The 19,497-nt window shown below is 36.0% G+C and carries 9 protein-coding genes; 7 read left to right on the top strand and 2 right to left on the bottom strand.

Annotated features, from left to right (window positions below):
- The first annotated feature begins 140 nt into the window (after positions 1 to 140).
- From AC4BB5_RS00655 to AC4BB5_RS00665, 3 genes are all read left to right on the top strand, one after another.
- Entirely contained in the window at positions 141 to 4,391 is a 4,251-nt protein-coding gene (locus tag AC4BB5_RS00655) for a MucBP domain-containing protein (protein WP_490457536.1), read from the top strand.
- A gap of 193 nt (positions 4,392 to 4,584) precedes the next feature.
- Entirely contained in the window at positions 4,585 to 5,616 is a 1,032-nt protein-coding gene (locus tag AC4BB5_RS00660; RefSeq protein WP_490457537.1) for a WxLIP family cell surface protein, read from the top strand.
- Between the two features lie 64 nt (positions 5,617 to 5,680).
- Complete coding sequence (locus tag AC4BB5_RS00665; RefSeq protein WP_490457538.1) at positions 5,681 to 9,895, top strand: MucBP domain-containing protein; 4,215 nt, start codon at positions 5,681 to 5,683, stop codon at positions 9,893 to 9,895.
- A 93-nt stretch (positions 9,896 to 9,988) separates the two neighbouring features.
- Here AC4BB5_RS00665 and AC4BB5_RS00670 read toward each other — a convergent pair whose 3' ends face one another.
- The gene (locus AC4BB5_RS00670) at positions 9,989 to 11,050 is read right to left on the bottom strand and encodes a sensor histidine kinase (protein WP_490457539.1); all 1,062 of its coding nucleotides are present in this window, start codon (positions 11,048 to 11,050) and stop codon (positions 9,989 to 9,991) included.
- Positions 11,051 to 11,324: 274 nt separating this feature from the next.
- Positions 11,325 to 12,074, bottom strand: coding sequence for a LytR/AlgR family response regulator transcription factor (locus tag AC4BB5_RS00675; protein ID WP_490457540.1), 750 nt, complete (start codon positions 12,072 to 12,074; stop codon positions 11,325 to 11,327).
- Between the two features lie 437 nt (positions 12,075 to 12,511).
- On the opposite strand from AC4BB5_RS00675, the gene AC4BB5_RS00680 reads away from it, so the two are divergent.
- From AC4BB5_RS00680 to AC4BB5_RS00695, 4 genes are all read left to right on the top strand, one after another.
- The gene (locus AC4BB5_RS00680) at positions 12,512 to 13,627 is read left to right on the top strand and encodes a tyrosine-type recombinase/integrase (RefSeq protein WP_490457541.1); all 1,116 of its coding nucleotides are present in this window, start codon (positions 12,512 to 12,514) and stop codon (positions 13,625 to 13,627) included.
- 241 nt (positions 13,628 to 13,868) lie between these two features.
- Positions 13,869 to 14,591 (top strand): winged helix-turn-helix domain-containing protein, encoded by a 723-nt coding sequence (locus AC4BB5_RS00685; RefSeq protein WP_490457542.1) that lies wholly within the window; start codon positions 13,869 to 13,871, stop codon positions 14,589 to 14,591.
- Positions 14,592 to 14,857: 266 nt separating this feature from the next.
- Complete coding sequence (locus AC4BB5_RS00690) at positions 14,858 to 19,150, top strand: MucBP domain-containing protein (RefSeq protein ID WP_490457543.1); 4,293 nt, start codon at positions 14,858 to 14,860, stop codon at positions 19,148 to 19,150.
- Between the two features lie 17 nt (positions 19,151 to 19,167).
- Positions 19,168 to 19,497, top strand: coding sequence for an LPXTG cell wall anchor domain-containing protein (locus AC4BB5_RS00695; RefSeq protein WP_490457544.1), 330 nt, complete (start codon positions 19,168 to 19,170; stop codon positions 19,495 to 19,497).

Here is a 19,497-nt window from a genome sequence, read left to right on the forward strand (position 1 = left end):
CAGTCGCATTGTACTATCAAGCTACTTCCCCAAAATTAACAATAGCAATAAAGTCAGAAAAGAAACGTGAATAAAGCACCACACCAAAACTGAAAACTAAACTGATAGGTAGTGCTACCTTATACCGAGAGGAAGAAAAAATGAATAATCATAAAGCGAGTTTACTGATTGTTTCGATTTTATGTGCAATCACTTTAGGAAGTTTTTTATTTGTAACGAATACACGGATTCAAGCAAAACAATCAGTAAATGAACCGTCTAAAAGTACATTAAAAAAGCAAACGTCTACTGATTTACAAGAGAAATCGACAGAAATTGATCTTCAACCACGTATTTTAGATCCAATTGAAAATGAATCAGGATTAAAAGCCACGCCAAAAGTACTTATTTTAAAGCAAGATGACGCTTTTCCAAATTTGGATGATGCCAATAGTCGTAAGTTGCTTTTTTCAAAAGTCGTTATTCCGGTGCCTGCACCTGGAGCAGAATATGAGTACGTGACTAGTGAAGGACTACCTGTTGAGCCAAGTAGTGCTGAAGCGGGTTTTCAAACCCTTTATGTAGAAATCACTGAAAATAATAGCCATACCAGTATTCGTGTGCCGATCCCAGTGACGGTAAAAGACCTTGATACCACGATGCTATTAAAGAATAAAGTGGCCGTTCAAGCAAATAACGTAGAAGGTAAAATCCTTTTTTATCCAGAAGAAACAAAAGATAAAACACCGGAGCAACTGGAACAATTGATAAAAGAGAGAGCCGGTGTTCGAGCTTGGGACACCGAGAACGGCCGAGAAGTACCGCTTACATTTCTTGATACAAACCTTGTTGGGCCATCGGTTGGAGCATATAAAGCAAACTTTGAAGTAACGTTAGAGCAAGAAAAGGCGACAGCTGCAAAAAAAGTCGTCGTATTTGGTGCGAATCCAAAAGCATTTGTATCAATTGCACAGAATGAAGCATTAGCTTTAAGTGCGAATCCAACCAACTTATTTAGTAAATTTCAAACAGTCACAACCACATCAGCTGCGAATGTGCTCTTCCAATTTGTGGATGACAAAGGAGTAGGGTTACCAAGCTTTGACACGAGCGAAGTCGGTTTCCACTGGGCCAATGTAAAAATGACCGAAAAAACGAATGCAGCTATCTCAACGATCATTAAAGTCCCAATCAATGTGACCAGTGCCGACACTACAGCTGCTTTATCCAATAAAGTTATGGTACATGCAGATGCGAACATCGTTCTTTATCCTGATGAAACGAAAGAAAAAAGTGCGGAGGAATTAATTGAATTAACTCAGTCTAAGGCACACTTACGTGCATGGAATATGAGTACCGGGGAAGTTGTACCGGTAGACTTTATAAAAACAACAGTAAAAAATAATACAGTGGGTGCCTATACTGGAACGATCGAAGTCAAGCTAGAAGAGAAAATACAGAATGTAAATCGTAAGGTTACCGTATTTGGCGCTGACCTTAATGCAAAAATACCATATCATACTGTTACTCGAAGCGAGAAATTAGAAGCGTTATCTTCAAATTTGTCTGTTTTCTTCTCAAAATATCAGACGATGGTAAGTGCATTAGCGCAGGATGCAACGTTCGAATGGGTTGCAGATAAGACTGGAAAACCAACTGAACCAGTAAATAACTTTGATACAAGTGAAGTTGGATTTCACTGGGGCTACATGAAAATGACAGACAAAAGTAATCCGGAAATAGCGACAATTATTCCAATAGCAATTACGGTAACAGCTGAAAATCAAACAATCATAGATTCTAAAGCCAAAGTTGGATTTTCCTATGATTTAACGGTAATAAAAAAAAGTGAAATAGCTGGAAAAACGTCACAAGAATTACTTGGCTGGTTTAAAGAACGACTAGCGTTAAAAGCTTACATTTTAGATACTGGGGAGCAATTAAATCCAATTATCACAAAGCTTTCAACGGAATCCCCTAGAAGTGGTCAGCTTACCCTGACAGTCAACGTCTACGATGGAGAAAAAGAATTAACCACGGATATTGCAATCTTAATTGTTCCTAATACCGTATTTGGAGATGATCAGATTGATGATGATTGGGATTATGTCAGTCCAAATGGTTCAAATGGCGTTATTGTTAATCCGCTCAATGGCTCTAAAATGGGATTTCCCGCAAGAGGAGGAATGTCAAAAGACTCATATGATAATGATTTGGGATTTAGAATTACAGATAAAAATGATGAGGGCTATGTTTTTCCGATTGGGAAGGGGAGAGTAGCCGTCTCACCAGGTGTGAACTACAAATCATTAGATCCTAGAGGTTTTCTGATTGGCATAGGTCTAAGCGATGTTCTAAATAACACTCTCACGATGCGATATTTTCTACGAAAAGAAAATATGTTAAGAGCAATTTTAATGGATACTGAAAATGAAGTGATGTATGTCTATAATCTATTGTTAAATCGAAATCTTAACTTTTCAGTGAGGATAGATATGTATAATCTCTCCATTGAAGACAAAAGCTTTGCAATGTCCGAAATGGTTGATACAGACTACCTAAGTGATAATGTAGCTATGTATGCACTAGGCAATAATAGTGGCTTTTACATGCAGCCTAAAAAAGGAAAACGTTTTACAATCAAACTGAAAGATTCTATAGGAAATTGGCTGTCAGATTATACAAAATATTACGCTGGTGCTTTAAACGAGACTAAGGGTAAGGACCCCCATTTTGGTATAGATTTTAGTGGTTCTGGTACTGAAAGTAAAAATTATGAGGCTGGAAAGAAGCTTCCTACAGATGGAGATTCTGCTTATGAATTAGGTGCACCTTGGAAAAAGATTGCACCAGATAAAGCATTGAAAACAGGCTATGAAATTTTTGCAGGAGATGAACTACCTTATATGCAGTTAAATGCTGAACCAGAAGTATTTAATATTTATCCAGATTATACTGGGGAATTTAAGTCTAGGTATAAATTAAGTGAAATCCCTAAAGAGAATAACCACGGGACGATTTATGTGACGTATCCCAATAAAAAAGAAGATAAAGTCCCTTTTACAGCCAATAGCGAAAAAGAATTCGCGGGTCAGGTAACAATTCCGAGATCAACGTTACCAAGTCACTTAAATGAAGAGATGGGTACTATCAAAACTTACACTACGTCCTTACTTGCTATTGATGATACCGAGGGCCCAACTAAGGGATTGCCATCAGAAGAAAGTGCAGTTGACATTAATGTGTATAAGCTAGGGGCTAAACCAATCGCCCAAGTCGTAAAAAAATCGGCTTCATTCACAAAAAAAGCAGAAGAAATCGTGCAGGATCAAGTTATTTTACCGAATCATACGGCTTCATTCGAGTATGAAGGAGAAATGCCGGATACTTCAACGGTTGGACTGAAATTTGTTTATGTACGGATGACGGACACACAACAGCCCGAACAAACAGCCCTAATCAAAGTCCCTGTACAAGTAGTAGATGGAACGGTTCCAGCAGGTATTACTATCAGCGCAAACGACTTTACAAGTACAGCAGAAGAGTTTATGGATATGTCAGAAATTGACTTAAAGAAACGTATTTTAGAGAAGTCTGAAGCGATGGCGTGGGATAGTCAAACAGGGTCAATCAAGGATATTGTATTAAGCGTCGACACCACAACGTTAGTATCAAATCCAACTAGCGGAGAATACAAAGCAACAATCAAAGCAGCTAAGGGTTCGGTGAGTCAGACGCAAGATATAACAATTACAATTGGAACATCTGAACAACAGCTAAATGTTGTCTTCAAAGACGAAGAAGGCCTATCCTTACACGATCCAGTTACATTAACAGGGACTGTCGGAACAACCATCGATTTGACAAAAGAAGCAGGAGTCAAAAAAGCGCTTGATGAAATCAAAGAGAATAACTATATTTTAGATAAAGCACCTGAAAATGAGACAGCTATACTAATAGAAAAAGAGGAGAAAATAGTTTCCTATCAATTTAAAGGAACGCTGTTTATCGAATCGTTTCCTAAACTCTTGAACTTTGGGCGGAAATCTCTAGGATCACTCTTTATTAAGGTGGATAAAGCCATCTATGATACCCCACTAACTATTTTAGATAATCGTAAAAATAGTAGCGCTTGGCAGTTAACAGCCAAGCTTGAAAAGGTGTTAACAAGTCAAGAAGATTCCAGTAAAGAGTTGCCTCGAGCCTTGCGCTATAAGCTGAATGAAGAAGAAACCGTTGTCTTATCAAAAGATATAATTCAACCAATCACTGAAAAAAAAGGCGATTATAACGTAAGTAACGAATGGGATTCAGATCAATCAGGCTTGCAGTTGGAGGTGCCATCAGGAGAAGTCTTACAACCTGGCGGCTATCGTGCCACTATTTTATGGCAAGTAGCGGCAACTCCGTAAATCTAGAATAATAAACAAGCTATTACACTGAATCTTTCTACAAAGCTTTAATCTGTGATTCAGTATTTGGATAGAATAACCGTTGACCGCTACTGTTTTCTGCATCTTGACTGCATAAAAAAGGTAGCGGTTATTTGTATGAGAAACTACTAAGCACGCATTAATCATAAATAAGATAGAGGGGAAATCACGAATGAATAAGAAAATAATAGTATTTGGACTGATCATATGGCTGCTTTTCATAGGTGCAAAGCCGATGAATACTTTTTCCAAAGAAGTGAGTCATAATGGACTCAAAGGTTTTTCGTATGAAGTCATTTTTCCAGATAATCAAAAAAACAAAGACCTTGCCTACTATGATCTTTTGGTAAAGGCTGGACAGCATCAAACAATCCAACTAAAGCTAAATAACTCATCTTCAAAAGAGCAAACGGTCATGATCAGACGTAATAGTGCGAAAACAAATCGGAATGGCGTCATAGATTATGGACCGAATAATCTAGAAAAAGATCCCTCCCTGCAGTATGATTTTCCAGATATCGTGAAAGGACCAGCAAAAGTACGGATTCCCGCAAATGAAAGTAAAACAGTTGCTTTTACAATTACGATGCCTGAGGCTTCATTTCCTGGTTATATTGCAGGAGGGATCCAATTAGAACCCGTTTTAGAAGAAGAAACCGGAAAAACAAGCAATCAGGAAGTTGTTAAAAATAGATTTGCTTTTTTAATTGGTGTATTGCTTAGCGAATCAGAGACAAAAAAAATCGAACCCATGCTTAAGTTAAACCATGTTCAGACTAAAATGGTTGATGGACAACAGAGTTTAGTAATAAATATGTCGAATATTCGCGATGTATTTGCTGAAAATATGGAAATGAGCATTACAGTCAGAAAACAAGGGAAAGAACAAGCTATTTTTGATGTATACAAAGATAAGATGAGAATGGCCCCAAATTCTAGGATCGAATTTCCTGTGGAGCTAGCAGATAAACAATTAACCAAAGGGACCTATACCGCACAAATAGAGGTATCGGTAGCTTCAGGATTAAAATGGTCTTGGTCAGAAGAGTTTAACGTAACAGCTAAACAAGTGGCGGCGTTAAATGATGAAGTTTCCTCCTCTTCAGGATTTTTATCACAGATAGTATGGTGGATAATAGGTTTTGGGGTAGTTGGGGTGGCGTTGCTTCTTATCGTAAGACGGAAGCGTAAGTGGAATAGATAGGCGCTAAAAACAAAGATGATTTGAATAGTCAGAATAACTATCTCTTGTCTGGGAGTCAGTTTTAGTGAAAGGATTTGAAATAATTTTGAAAAAAATAGTTGGATATTTAATTCTGTTATTTATGTTTTTCTTGATAGTAAAGGGGTTTTTATTTAATCCTGAAACATCAATAAAAGCAAAAACAGATGAAATAAAACAAGAAGTGAAAGATCCACTAAGGAATGAAGGACAAACAAGAGGGCTAGATCCAATTGAGAATGAGTTTGGCTTATCGGCAACACCTAAAGTGCTGATTCTAAATGAAAATGATATCTTTCCCGATATAGAAACAGCTGATGGACGTAAGCTTCTGTTATCAAATGTAGTCATTCCAGATACAGACTTAGGTGCTCAATATGAATATGTGAACGAAAAAGGTGAGCCTAGCAGTCCAGATAGTACTAAGATAGGTTTTCAACAAATCTATGTCAAGATTACTGAAAATAAAAATAATTCCAGCATTCGTGTACCCATCCCGGTGACAGTAAAAGATCTAGACACCACGATGTTACTGACAAATAAGGTAGCCGTTCAAGCAGAAAACATACAAGGTAAAATTGTTTTGTATCCAGAGGAAACACAAGGGAAAACACCAGAACAGTTGGAAAAATTAGTAACTGAACGAGCGAATGTTCGAGCGTGGAGCACAGAGAACGGTAAAGAACTTCCTGCAACATTTTTAACTACTACACTTGTAGGAGCATCCATAGGTACATACAGAGTCGAGTTTGAAGTAAGTTTAGAGCAAGAATCAGCAATTGCGAAAAAAAATGTAGTGGTATTTGGAGCTGATCCTAAAGTTGATATAATGGTCGAACAAAATACAGAGTTATCATCATCTTTAACAGATTATTTTACTAAATTTCAAAATCTACTGACCACTGATTACTTTGGTTCTTTTTTTAATCTTGTAAACGAAAAAGGTGAGGACATCGAAAAATTTGACACAAGTGAAGTCGGATTTCATTGGGCTTACATAAAGATGACAGACGGAATTGATCTAAACGTTGTAACGATTCTTAGAGTACCTGTCAATGTGACAAATCAAAAGACGAGCCCTATTTTATCAAATAAAGTTATGATTAAAGTGGACGATGATATCCCGATTTTTCCTGATGAAACTAGAGGTAAAAGCGCAGAGGAAATTACGAAACTTGTTGAGTCTCGTGCCCATTTAAGTGCATGGAGCATGAGTACAGGCGAAGCTGTTGCTGCATCTTTCACAAAAACAACCGTAAAAAATACGACTGTTGGCCGATATACAGGAACAATCGAAGCAACATTTGAAGGGAAAAAACAGAGTGTAACGCGGACGATTATTTTTTTTGGCGCTGATCTTTCCGCTTCATATTTTACAGTTAAGCAAAATGAAAAAATGGAAATGGGCGATTATGCAACAACTATTTTTGGAAACTATCAAATGATGGATGGAAATGATCCAATGCTAGCAAGCTATGAGTGGGTTGCAGATAAGGATGGAACCCCAACTGAGCCAGAGAATACCTATGATACAAGCCAAACTGGTTTCCATTGGGGCTATATAAAGATGTCGGATTATTATGGTATCTCAACGATCATGCCAGTACCAATTACTGTCACTGCTGAAAACAGTACCATAATAGGAGGAACAAAGGTGGGAATCAGTTATGATTTTCCAATTATTTACGCAAAAGATGTGCAAGATAAGACACCACAAGAATTATCCAAGTGGCTAAAAGAAGAACTATCTTTGAAGTCTTGGCTTTTGACGACAGGTGAGGAAGTAACACCAACTATTACAAAAACGTCAATCAGTCCAAAAAATCCAGGTGATGGTGAAAATACAATGACAGTCAGTGTCCATTCAGGAGCAACAGAAATAGGTAAGGACTATGATATAACGCTTTGGATTATTCCAGATGCTATATTTGGGGACAGTCGTTTTGAAGAGTGGGAACAAATTCCATTGAATTCAACGAAAGGAATCATTGAGAATCCAATCAATAAATCCAAATTAGGGTTCCTTAAACGTGGGATGACCGATGGAACTGATAATGATTTAGGTTTTAGAATTACAGATAAGGATAATGTAGGGTATATTTTCCAAGGCGGCAAAGGTAGAGTCAGCAACATACCTGGAATCAACAAGCATTCTGTAGGAGCAGGATTTCAAGGGATGTATGGTATCGGAATTAATGAAGAATATAATCAAAAACTTACAATCAACTATTTTTTACGCAAAGGGAATGAGTTAAAAGAAATCTTAGTGGATATGACAAATAATGTGATATACGTCTATAACCTATCATTAAGTCGAAACTTAAACTTTTCAGTAAATCTAGATATGTATAATTTTTCTAAAGAAACAAAAACCTTCGCTATGGTAGAGAAAGTGGATACAGATTACCTTAATGATATGGTAACATTGCACGCATTAGGCAATAATAGTGGTTTTTATATGGAGCCGGAAAAAGGAAAACGATTTACGATTAAACTTAAAAATACTTTGGGGAATTGGTTGTCAGATTATACCAAGTATTATGCAGGAAGTATTGCACCGGTTAGTCAGGATGCAATTTATTTTGGTGATGATCTTAGTGGAACAGGAACGGAAAGTGAAAATCATGAGGAAGGAGCAATACTTGAAACTATGGATTCAGCGTACGAGTTAGGTGCTCCGTGGAAAAGTATTTTACCAGGCAAAGCCTTGAAAACAGGCTATGAAATTTTCGCAGGAGCCGAGCTACCTTATATGCAGTTAAAAACTGAACCGGAAGTATTTGATATTTACCCAAATTATACTGGCGAATTTCAGTCAAACTACAAGCTAAGTAAAATCCCAGGAGTGGGTAACTATGGAACAATCTATGTGACGTATCCAGATAAAAGTGAAGAAAAGATACCCTATATAGCGAACAGCTCAAAAGAGTTTGAGGGAAATATAACGATTCCAAGAACAACCTTACCTAACCAGCTAAATAATGAGTCTGGAACAATTAAAAATTATAGCACGGGATTAGTAGCGATTGAGGAAACAGAAGGTCCGAGAAAAGGATTGCCTTCAGAAGAAAGCGCTGTTCAAATCAATGTATATAATTTAGGTGCCAAACCGATTCCGCAAGTCCTAGAAAAAAATAGTGAATTTAAGAAGAAAGCGGAAGAACTTGTCCGAAACCAAGTGATCTTACCAGATCATACAGCGTCGTATATGTATGAAGGAGAGATGCCGGATACCTCTAAGGTGGGCATACAATTTGTCTATGTACGAATGACAGATAGACAAGAACCTGAACAAACTGCGTTGATCAAAGTACCAATTCAGGTAGTTGATGGAACGGTTCCTAAGGAAGGAATCACTTTAATAGCGAATGATTTTACCAGTCATTCGAATGAGTTTGAAAATATGTCTGAGACGGATCTAAAAAAACGTATTTTAGAGAAGTCGGAGGCGATGGCTTGGGATATTGAAACAGGGTCAAGTGATGATATCACTTTAAAAGTTGAGTCAACAACCCTAGAATCAGATCCAAAAGATGGAACGTATACAGCTGATATAACTGCAATCAAGGGTGAGCAGAGCGCGAAAAAAAAGATCTCTATCACTATTGGACAAGATAAGCAACAGCTAAATGTCGTATTTAAAGATGAGGAAGGGATGTCATTACACGATCCAGTTATTTTAACAGGAAGTGTAGGAGAAACCATTGATTTGACGAAAGAAGCATCTGTCCAAAAGGCTCTTAAAACGATTAAAGAATCCAATTATCAACTAGATAAGGTACCTGAAAATGAGACAGCGGTACCGATTGAGAATGAAGAAACGACTATTTCTTACCAATTTAAAGGAACGTTGTTTATCGAATCTGCCCCTAAGCTATTAAATTTTGGTCGAAAGTCTTTAGGACTATCCTTTATCAAAGTAGATAAAGCAAACTATGACACACCGCTGACTATTTGGGATAATCGCAAAGGGGGCAACGTCTGGCAATTGACCGCAACTCTTCAAAAGCCATTGACAAGTCAAGAAGATTCCAGCAAAGAACTTCCGCGGGCACTCAGGTACAAGCTGAACAAAGAAGAAACAGTTGATTTATTAAAAGATACCATTCAGCCAATTACTCAAAAACAAGGAAAGTATAATGTCAGCGAGGAATGGGATTCTGATCAATCGGGTCTACAATTAGAAGTTTCATCAGGAGAAGTACTACAAGCTGGTGGCTATCGTGCAACCATTTTATGGCAAGTAACGGCTACTCCGTAGTGAGTTATAGTGGTAAAAGGTAGATGATTAGAAAAAATAAAAGTGGTTTGCTTTGTGAAATACACAGAGCAAGCCACTTTTTTTCTAGAAAAATCAATTTTCTTTAGGTAAAGAAAAACGTGCAATAAAATAACCATCCTCTTGTTCAAAGGAATAAGCAGAATCATCATATTGTTTTAATAGTTTAGTAAAAATATGCAGGCCTTTTCCTTGATGGTCTTTTTTAGTCGTGAAATTATTTTTTAGAATCTGGCCAAGAGTAATCGATCCCTGGAACGTATTTCGGACTTCTACGATCATTCGTTGTTTTTTTATTTCAAAACTGATTTCCACAACGGCGTTTTCTTGTGTAGAAACGGCTTCAAAAGCATTATCTAAAAGAATGGATAAACATCGAATAAAATCAATCAAATTAATAGTAATATATAAATCTGAAATTTGTTGGTTCGTTGAAAAATAGACAGAGATATTATTTTTTTGGCATTTTTCAAAAAAATTGATCAATAATCCTTGGACGGGCAGGACATTGATTGGTGAAATTTTTGAGTGGAAATTTTCAGCAGTCACAGAACCAGAATAATCGGTAATAGAAGAAAGATAAGCACGTGCCTGTTCTAGATCATTTTGATTAAGATAGGTGTTCAAACTTAACAAAATATTTCTATAATCATGTTGAAATTCATTTGCTAGAGAAACCGTATTCGATTCTTCTAAGGACTTTTTAGTAAGCATATCAATATTTTGCTGCTGCTGATAAAAGCGGCTGATTAGATAAATAGTATAGATAAACACAACCGTTAAAGATAATAACATGAAAGTGAGGTATACATAAGCAGTAAAATCATCTTCCGGAAAAGTGTATTGCCGTGCAGTATTTAACATTAAAAGTAAAATAAGGCTAAGGGTAGATGGAAGCGTGTATTTCTTGTGCAGTTGAGAAATCGATCGGAATATAAAATATTTTTGGTTGATTGAAAGACTAACTTGAATCAAAGCAAATAGTAATAATTGTTGGAAAATGAATGCTAATGGCCTAAGCTGAAGAAACAGATTGAGTCCAATGATTTGTTTGATCCATAAAAAATTTAATGTATACCAACTGAATAACCAAGAAAGGAGGTAATATGAATTTTTTAAAAGATAAAATAGTGCCACGAAACTTACTTTTTTGAACTGTTGATAAATAAAAAAATTCTCAATGACAATGTAAATAAACAGAATCCAAAAGGTGTCATAGTTCGGAAAGCGTAATGTGATCAGTACAGAGACTATCAGGTAACTAGTTAAAAAAACAGCTTGTTTAAAAGGATAAAAATTCTTATATCCTATCAACCAACAAAGTTGCAAATTATTGAAGCAAATTAAAGTGAGGTGCAAATATGACTCCATAGAGCTCTCCATTTCTGACAAGACTGTCACTACTAAACAATTACAAAGCTTTTTTTAGCTTGTATACAATTTTTTCCCCTACTTCTAACTCACTTCCATCATCAAATACCACAAGTCCTAATAAATAATTCAATGAAGCGATATGCGTAATATTAATAATGAATGACTTTAGTCCAGTATAAAAATAATTTGATACAATCTCTTTTTTTATTTTATTCAGAGCGCCATCTATTATCTGCTCAGAATAGATCGTTTTAACCAGCAAGGTATTTCGTACAGAAGGGACAGACTGAATATAGAGGATATCTTCATATTTTATATAGATTGTTTCACCTGTTTTTTTAAACGAGATATATCCTTCTTTATTGTGCATTCGACGTTCGACTTCTAATTTTATAGAGTCGAATAGTTTTTTTATACGCGAATTATCTGTTGTACTTCCTTTTAAAATATAAGAAGTTGCTTTTACATTTAAGTTAATGACTTCAATACCTTTATCTTCTAGATTAGTTAGAAATATGATAAAACAATACTCGTTTTTAAGTCTAATACGTTTCGCAAAGTCTAGCCCAGAATAGGCCATTTGTAAATCAATATCAATTAAAAAAATATCATTATCGCGAATTTTTAAGTGTTCAATTTCTTTATAAAAAGCACCGAAGTTTTCAATTGAGATGATATCCAAGGAAATGCTGCTTTTATTGAGTGGTAGTGAATGGATCATTTCTTTTAATCCAGCTCTGTATGCGACTTGATCCTCTAAAAGATATACTGAAATATTTTCTCCCATAACATTCCCTCCACATTTTGATGATTCTATTCTTTAGTATACGTATTTTACTAGCATAGTCCAAAAAAAAAGCACCAAAGCAGAATGAAAGCGCTTTGATGCTGAGAACTTATCTTTTTTCTATATTAAAATAATTTTGTTGTTAAAAATAAAAAAGAAATTATTGATTAACACTTCCAATAAAAATCCAATATTGTTTCCTAGAAGTATTCCTTCTAAGAAATGTAAAACCATTCTTTTGAGCCTGTTTTTTATCAAAAATAGCCTTCATTAAGAATGATAATACAAAAAAAAGAGAAAGTCTATAGGTTAAATGTATTTTTTTGGTGATTTACATTTGGATATCATGATATTTTGGTTTGAAAAACAATAAAAAAAACTGAAATTCATTTTATAACCGTCAGGTGCACCGTCAAAACTAGAAAGAGGGAAGTTTTATGTCGAAAAAAGGTGAAAATATCTATAAACGTAAAGACGGCCGCTGGGAAGGTCGCTATCGAAAAGCAAGAAATGAACAAGGGAAAATCATTTATGGCTACGTATACGGAAGTAAATACAGTGAAGTAAAACAAAAGCTGGAATATCTAAAAGGACAATACACTTCTACTTCAACGCAAGTCTCCATTTTTCAAGGAACAGTGGAAGAATGGATGAATTATTGGCTAGATATATTGATTAGAGAACAAATCAAAGTCTCTACGCATTCATCTTATCATGCCAAAATGAAACAACATATTTTTCCATTATTAGGAAAAAAGAAACTGAATTTGGTAAGTGATAAGGATATTGAATTATTTCTACAAACACTTTCTGGAAAGGGACTCAGTAATGCCACCATCAATAATATTTATATTATTTTGAAGAGTTCCTTCACGAAAGCGTTTATAGAAAAGGTCATTTTAGAAAACCCATGTAATGCGATTTTATCGCCAAAAGTAAAAAAGAAAGAAGTCTTTGTATTAACGACAGAACAGCAACAACGTTTAGAAAAAATGGCCGTTCAAGAACCGAGCTGTTCAGCGATTATCCTTTCACTATATACTGGTCTTCGAATAGGTGAGATCAGCGGGTTAACGTGGTCAGATATTGATTTTGAGAATAGAACAATCAGCATTAAAAGAACGATCCAGCGAATTACAATCGCTAATTCTAAAGCAAAAACAAAGATCATTTTTGGTTCACCAAAATCAGAGAGCTCAATCAGAAAAATCCCGATCGCGTCCAATTTAGTGCACTACTTAATAAAAAAGAAGCAGGAATCAATCAGTGAATTTGTGATCAGTAATAAAAATAAATTTATCGAACCTCGATTGATTAATCATCATTTCAAAAGAATCGCGATACAAGCAGGATTAGAGAACATCCATTTTCATGTCTTAAGACATACGTTTGCTACACGTTGTATTGAACAAGGCATAGATATTGCAACGTTGAGTAAATTATTGGGACATAAATCAACAAAAATGACGTTAGATACTTATGTTGGCTCTTTATGGGAAACAAGAGAAAAAGCCATATCTTTAATAGATAGTCAGTTTCACTTACAGAAGTGAATTTTCATTATGAGTCGTCAAAAAATCGTCAACTATGCAATGAAACGTATGAATTATGATGTAAAACAAACGCTTTTCTTAGAAGGAATACTTCTAAGAAAAGCGATATAGACAGATATCTATAGATATATAGTAGTATACACGAAAATAATGTGTAAGAAAAAAGAAGCGATTTAAAAAACATTCATTTTTTTTTAAATCAGCTGAAACAAATAATCAATTTAGAAAAGGAGGAGTACGTATGTATTCTGCCGGCATCATTTCTACATCAGAAAACAGTGACAGACCCTATTTAGAGGTATTAAAAAAACTAGATTTTCAGACGCAAATTATGGACCTAAATAACGTTGAATCTCCAAGCAAAGGATTAGATATCTTAATTATCGATGAAGTGGAACATTCCGATTCAACGAGCGGTTACGAGATGATATTGAAGGTAAGAGAAGTATTTGAGGGGTATCTTTTATTACTGACAAAAAATAAAAATAAATCAACAGATCTAGTTTATCTCAAATTAGGGATTGATGGGATAGCCCGTGAAGACACCGATTATGAGGTTACATTTATTCAAGTAAGTAGACTTTTGGAGCGTATGAAAAATACAGATTCCTCTGAGCAAAAAAAACAAATCAACCATGAGAAGAGAGAGTCGTTAATGCTCAATCCGCAAAACGTAAGTGTGATAAAAAATGGTATTGAAGAAATAGAACTAACCAATACAGAATATCAGATGCTAGCGTTTCTGGTAAATCACTCAGGAAGTGCTGTTACGTATGATGAACTTTATCAAAAAGTCTGGAGGGAAAGAAGCAAGGTGAAGGCAAGCTGTCAGTACCTAGTAACGAATATTGTTTTCAAACTTCGAATTAAATTAGGAAAAGATAATTATGAGAGAGAATACATTCGGACAGTTCGTACGAAAGGTTATATGTTTAACGCTGCAGTTAAAACGATATGGGAATAGTTGTAAAAAATAGCCAATGTTAGAATGCTATTTTAATTCTATCAAGAGTTCTAAAAGTGGCGGTGCTACGAAAAAATGAAGCAACTATTTTGTTCTGAAATTCCATAGAATCATAAAATTTCGAGAAAGTGAACATAGATAGCTGATTCAGTAATGCATAGATACGCTTCTCCTAAGGAACAAGGTAAAGCCTGTGACGCAAAGGAGGTGTTGCGAAATAACCTGCTATTTTTGTATCAGTAATTAAAGGCAGAAAGGAGAATTGAATGGATAAACAAAAAAAGAAAAAGTTGATTGGTTGTATCAGTTTGATCATGTTAGGGATGAGTCTGGTAAGTCTGGCGTATTTTAAACCAATATCAGTAATAGAAGCTAAGTCAGAAAACAGTAAGCAACAAACATTTAAAACGTCCCGAAATTTAGTCCCGGGTCCTAAGATAGAAAATGCCCAGAGTATAGGATCAAAAATGAGTGATAAGACACGAGCACTTGGTTCGGTGGGGAGTGGGGATCTAAAATTCACCCCACAAGTGTTAACAATTCAAGCTGGGTATAGATTACCAGATTTAAGAAGTAATACAGAACTCGGTTTACTTTTTTCAGAGCGACCGTATCCAAATTCAAGTCAAAGGATTGGGTATAGCTATGTCAATGAGAAAGGAGAAGAAGAATATCCTCAGCTTAATACACTTGGCTTTTATACAATCTATGTAAAAGTCGTTGAATATATTAGTTCGACTGAACTTATTGTACCTATACCCGTGACGGTAATAGATGAAAAAACTTCTTTTCCATTTAACGGACAGGTTGCTATGCAAATGGATCTAACTTACAACAAAATTGTTTTATATCCAGATGAAACTAAAAATAAAACAGCAGAGCAACTGAAACAATTGGTGAAAACGAGAAGCAATATTCATGCTTGGAATATGGAAACGGGAGAAGATGTTCCAGTAAATATCGTTAGTACGACGATTGTGCCAACTTCAATAGGAACTTACAAGGCGAATTTTGTACTAGTATTTGGTTCAGGAGCCGAGCAGAAAAAAGAGACCATACAAAAAGATGTAGTGGTTTTCGGCGCTACTCCACAAGCTGCTGTTAGGATTGAAAAAAATGAACTCTTCTACGTGAGTGGAAACCCAACAAACTTATTTACAAAATTCCAAACAGTAGGCGGTACAATGACTTGGGATGCTACTTACGATCTTGTTGATGAAAAAGGTGAACCTTTGGAAAAGTTTGATACGAGTGAAGTAGGTTTTCGATGGGCATATATACGAATGACAGAAAAATACGCACCAGAAATAACGACGGTCATCAAAGTCCCTGTCAGCGTAACAGACCGAACGACTAAACCATTATTACAAAACAGAGTGATGGTTCAAGTAGATGAAAAAGTCGTGTTGTACCCTGATGAAATAGCGGAGAAAAATCCCGAAGAATTGGCAGCGTTGGCCCAGTCTAAAGCGAATTTGCGTGCTTGGGATATGGGTACAGGGGAAGAGGTGCCTGTCTCTTTTATAGCAACAACGATAGTTGATCAGATAGGCACGTACACTGGCACGATCCAAGTGGAATTTAAAGGTCTTACAGCGAATACGACTTGTGACATTCTAGTATTTGGCGCAATGCTGAGGAATCCGGGTTATCTTACTGTTGATCGTACAATAGAGCTGAAGGTATCTTCAAATGCGGAAACTGTTTTTGAAAAATACCAGACACTCAATGATATCAGTTCAGAGGGGGCAACCTATGAATGGGTAAGCAATAAACTTGGAGAGCCAACAGTACCTCCGAATGGGTTTGACTCAAGTAGAGTAGGATTTAAGCGAGGATACATCAAAATGACTGATAAAACAGATCCAACTATTTCAACGGTTATTCCCATACCTGTGACTGTCACTGCTGAAGGCCAGACAGCGCTTATAGATAGAAAAATTGCCTTAAAGTATGATGCGGCGTTCATTTATCAAAAAGAAATAAAAGATAAAACGGCTGCTCAAATTATTGACGTATTAACCAATAAATTGAGGATAGAAGCTTGGCAATTAACATCAGGAAAAGAAGCGGATGGACGAATAAGCTCAACCACAATGACCGCTAAAAGTCATGGTAAACAGGAAGCCACAATCACAATTACCTCGGGAGAAAATTCATGGATTCATAAAATTAATCTCTTCGTTTTACCTGATAGTATGACTAGGGATGTGGACTTGAGTGGGTGGCAACAAATTCCATTGAATTCTTCAGAAGGGAAAGTAACGAATAGTATCAATAGCTCGATGATTGGGTTTCCTAAACGAGGATTAAAGGACAATGTGAATAATAGTTTAGGGTTTTCTATTCAAGATAATGTAGGCAAAGGCTATGTTTTTTCGGGAACGTTTAGTGAAAATGGTAGAGTAACCAATATTCCAGGAGTGAATAATAAGGTTCTTTATGGCTCATCTTGGAATAGAGCGTATGGACTTGGATCTGACCAAGTCGCTTCTAAGATTGCCTTTCAATATTTTTACCGAAAGGGGAATCAGTTGAAAGAAATTTTAGTGGATGAAGTGAATGAAATTTTGTATGTGTATGATCTATCTTTGAATCGAAATTTAAATTTCTCTGTTCAATTAAATATGTTTAATATTTCTGAAGTAACAAAGAGTTTTTCTATGCTGGAGAGCGTGGATACTGATTATCATAGTGATAATGTTCCTATATACTCGTTGGAAGATAATCGAGGGTTTTATATGAAACCCTCAGCAGAACAACGATTTACAGTAAACCTGAAAGATGCTAACGGAAATTGGTTGTCAGAGTATAGAAAATATATCGCTGCAGAATATTCATACTCAGGTGTTGCAGCTGGTGAAAATTATTTTGGTAATAATTTTACAAAATCTGGATTGGAAGATAAAAATCTCCAAGAGGGAGACGTTATTCAAAGGAGTGTAGATACATCTTATCAACTGGGTGCCCCGTGGAAAAATATTGTACCTGGTGAAGCATTAAAGACAGGGTATGAAATTTTTGCAGGTGAAAAACTACCTTACATGAAAATAAAAGCGAACCCAGAAGAAGTGGACGTGTATCAAGATTACAATAAAGAATTTAACGTTGAGTATGCGTTAAGTCAAATTCCTACAGTAACGGATTATGGAACAGTCTATGCGACGTATCCTGATGGTAGTGAAGAACAGTTTTCCTTTAGAGCAAATAATGTAAAAGAATTTGCCAGCAATTTGACTATTCCCAGAAGTACCTTACCAGAGCATCTGAATGAAGAGCCTGGAACCATCAAAAACTATAATACCGGTTTAATTGCCATCAACGAGGCAGATGGTGCGATGAAGGGGTTACCTTCTAATGATTATACAATAAAAATCAATATCTATAATATGGGCGGAACGCCGATTGCCCAAACAGTAAAAAAAGATAGCAAGTGGAATAAAGATGTCAACGACTTGATTAAAGATCCAGTTGTTTTACCAGGGCATAGCGCCAAATTTACCTATGTTAATGAGAAAGCTCCGATTGATACATCTAAAGAAGGTCTGAATTATGTAGATATTCAGATGACAGATAATGATGAGCCGACTCAAACAAAAGTGATTAAGGTACCAGTCATGGTAGTAAAAGGAACACTCCCTTCAAATGGAGTAATGATCGGTGCCAATGATTTTTCTCTTAAAAAAACTGAGGTGGCTCATTTATCAAGTGAGGACATCAATAAATTGATTTTAAAAAAATCAGAAGCGTTTGGTTGGGATATTGAAACAGGTCTAAGTGAAGGTGTTGAATTATCCGTTACAAAGACAACTTTAACGAATGATCCAGAAGCAACAGGAACCTATTCTGCTACGATTCAAGCTAAAAAAGGGACAAGCACAAAGACAAAAACAATTCAAATTAGTCTAGGAGCTAATGTAACAGTGAATTTTTTAGATGAAAAGGGGAATTTACTGCACGACCCCTATACTAGCATTGAAGAAGTTGGAAGTACGCTCAACCTGAATAAGATTGAAGAACTCAGTTCTATCTTGGCACAGCTGAAAAAAGAAAATTATGATTTAGTGAAAAAGCCAGATAATGAGAATCTTGTAATTGCTGTAGGTGAAAATACCGTCGCGTATCAATTCAGCGGAACACTAAAACTGATCTCAGCGCCAACTGTGTTGGACTTTGAAATGAAAAAAGCAACAATTGATGTTGCTAAATATGCGCAACCTAAGATCGTTGGTGCCCCATTAGTCGTTTCAGACACACGAGCAGACAAGCTAAAATGGAATCTGAAAGCGAAAATCAACCAGCCATTAACCAGTTTAGAAGATGGTCGAGCGAAGCTTCCTAATTCGATCAAATATAAATATCAAGATGATGAATTAACCTTAACAAATGAAGATAGGATAATTTTCAGTCCTCTTGATCCAGTTTCTGGAAGCTATAACATAACGCAAGAACGCTGGTCTAAAGGAGATGGATTCTTACTAGACTTAGCACCGGGATCAATTAAAGCTCTTGGGAAATATCGGGCGCAAATAACAATTACTTTGGAAAATGCAAAGTAAGGTAATGGAGGAAAAGGATGAAAAAACAAGTACGTATACTGTCAGTCATGCTCTCTTCTATCCTTACATTTACCTTCCTTATGATGAATAGTGGAAATGTATTTGCTGAAGAAGGAGCTCAAGCCCCGACAAAAGGAGAAATCATTTTATTCGATGAATCAGGGTCAGGTAGTAATACAAATACAACTGACAAAGAGGTAAAACCAAAGGGACGCCTTCCATCAACGGGTGAGCTAGTAAAGTATAGTTTTCTAGTTAGTGGAGGCTTGTTAGCAAGTTTTGTCTGCGTGCTTTATGTTAGAAAAAATAGGAAGAAACAGCAGAAAAACATAGTGAAGGAGCAGTGA

The sequence above is a fragment of the Enterococcus sp. AMC1252 genome (assembly GCF_058216515.1).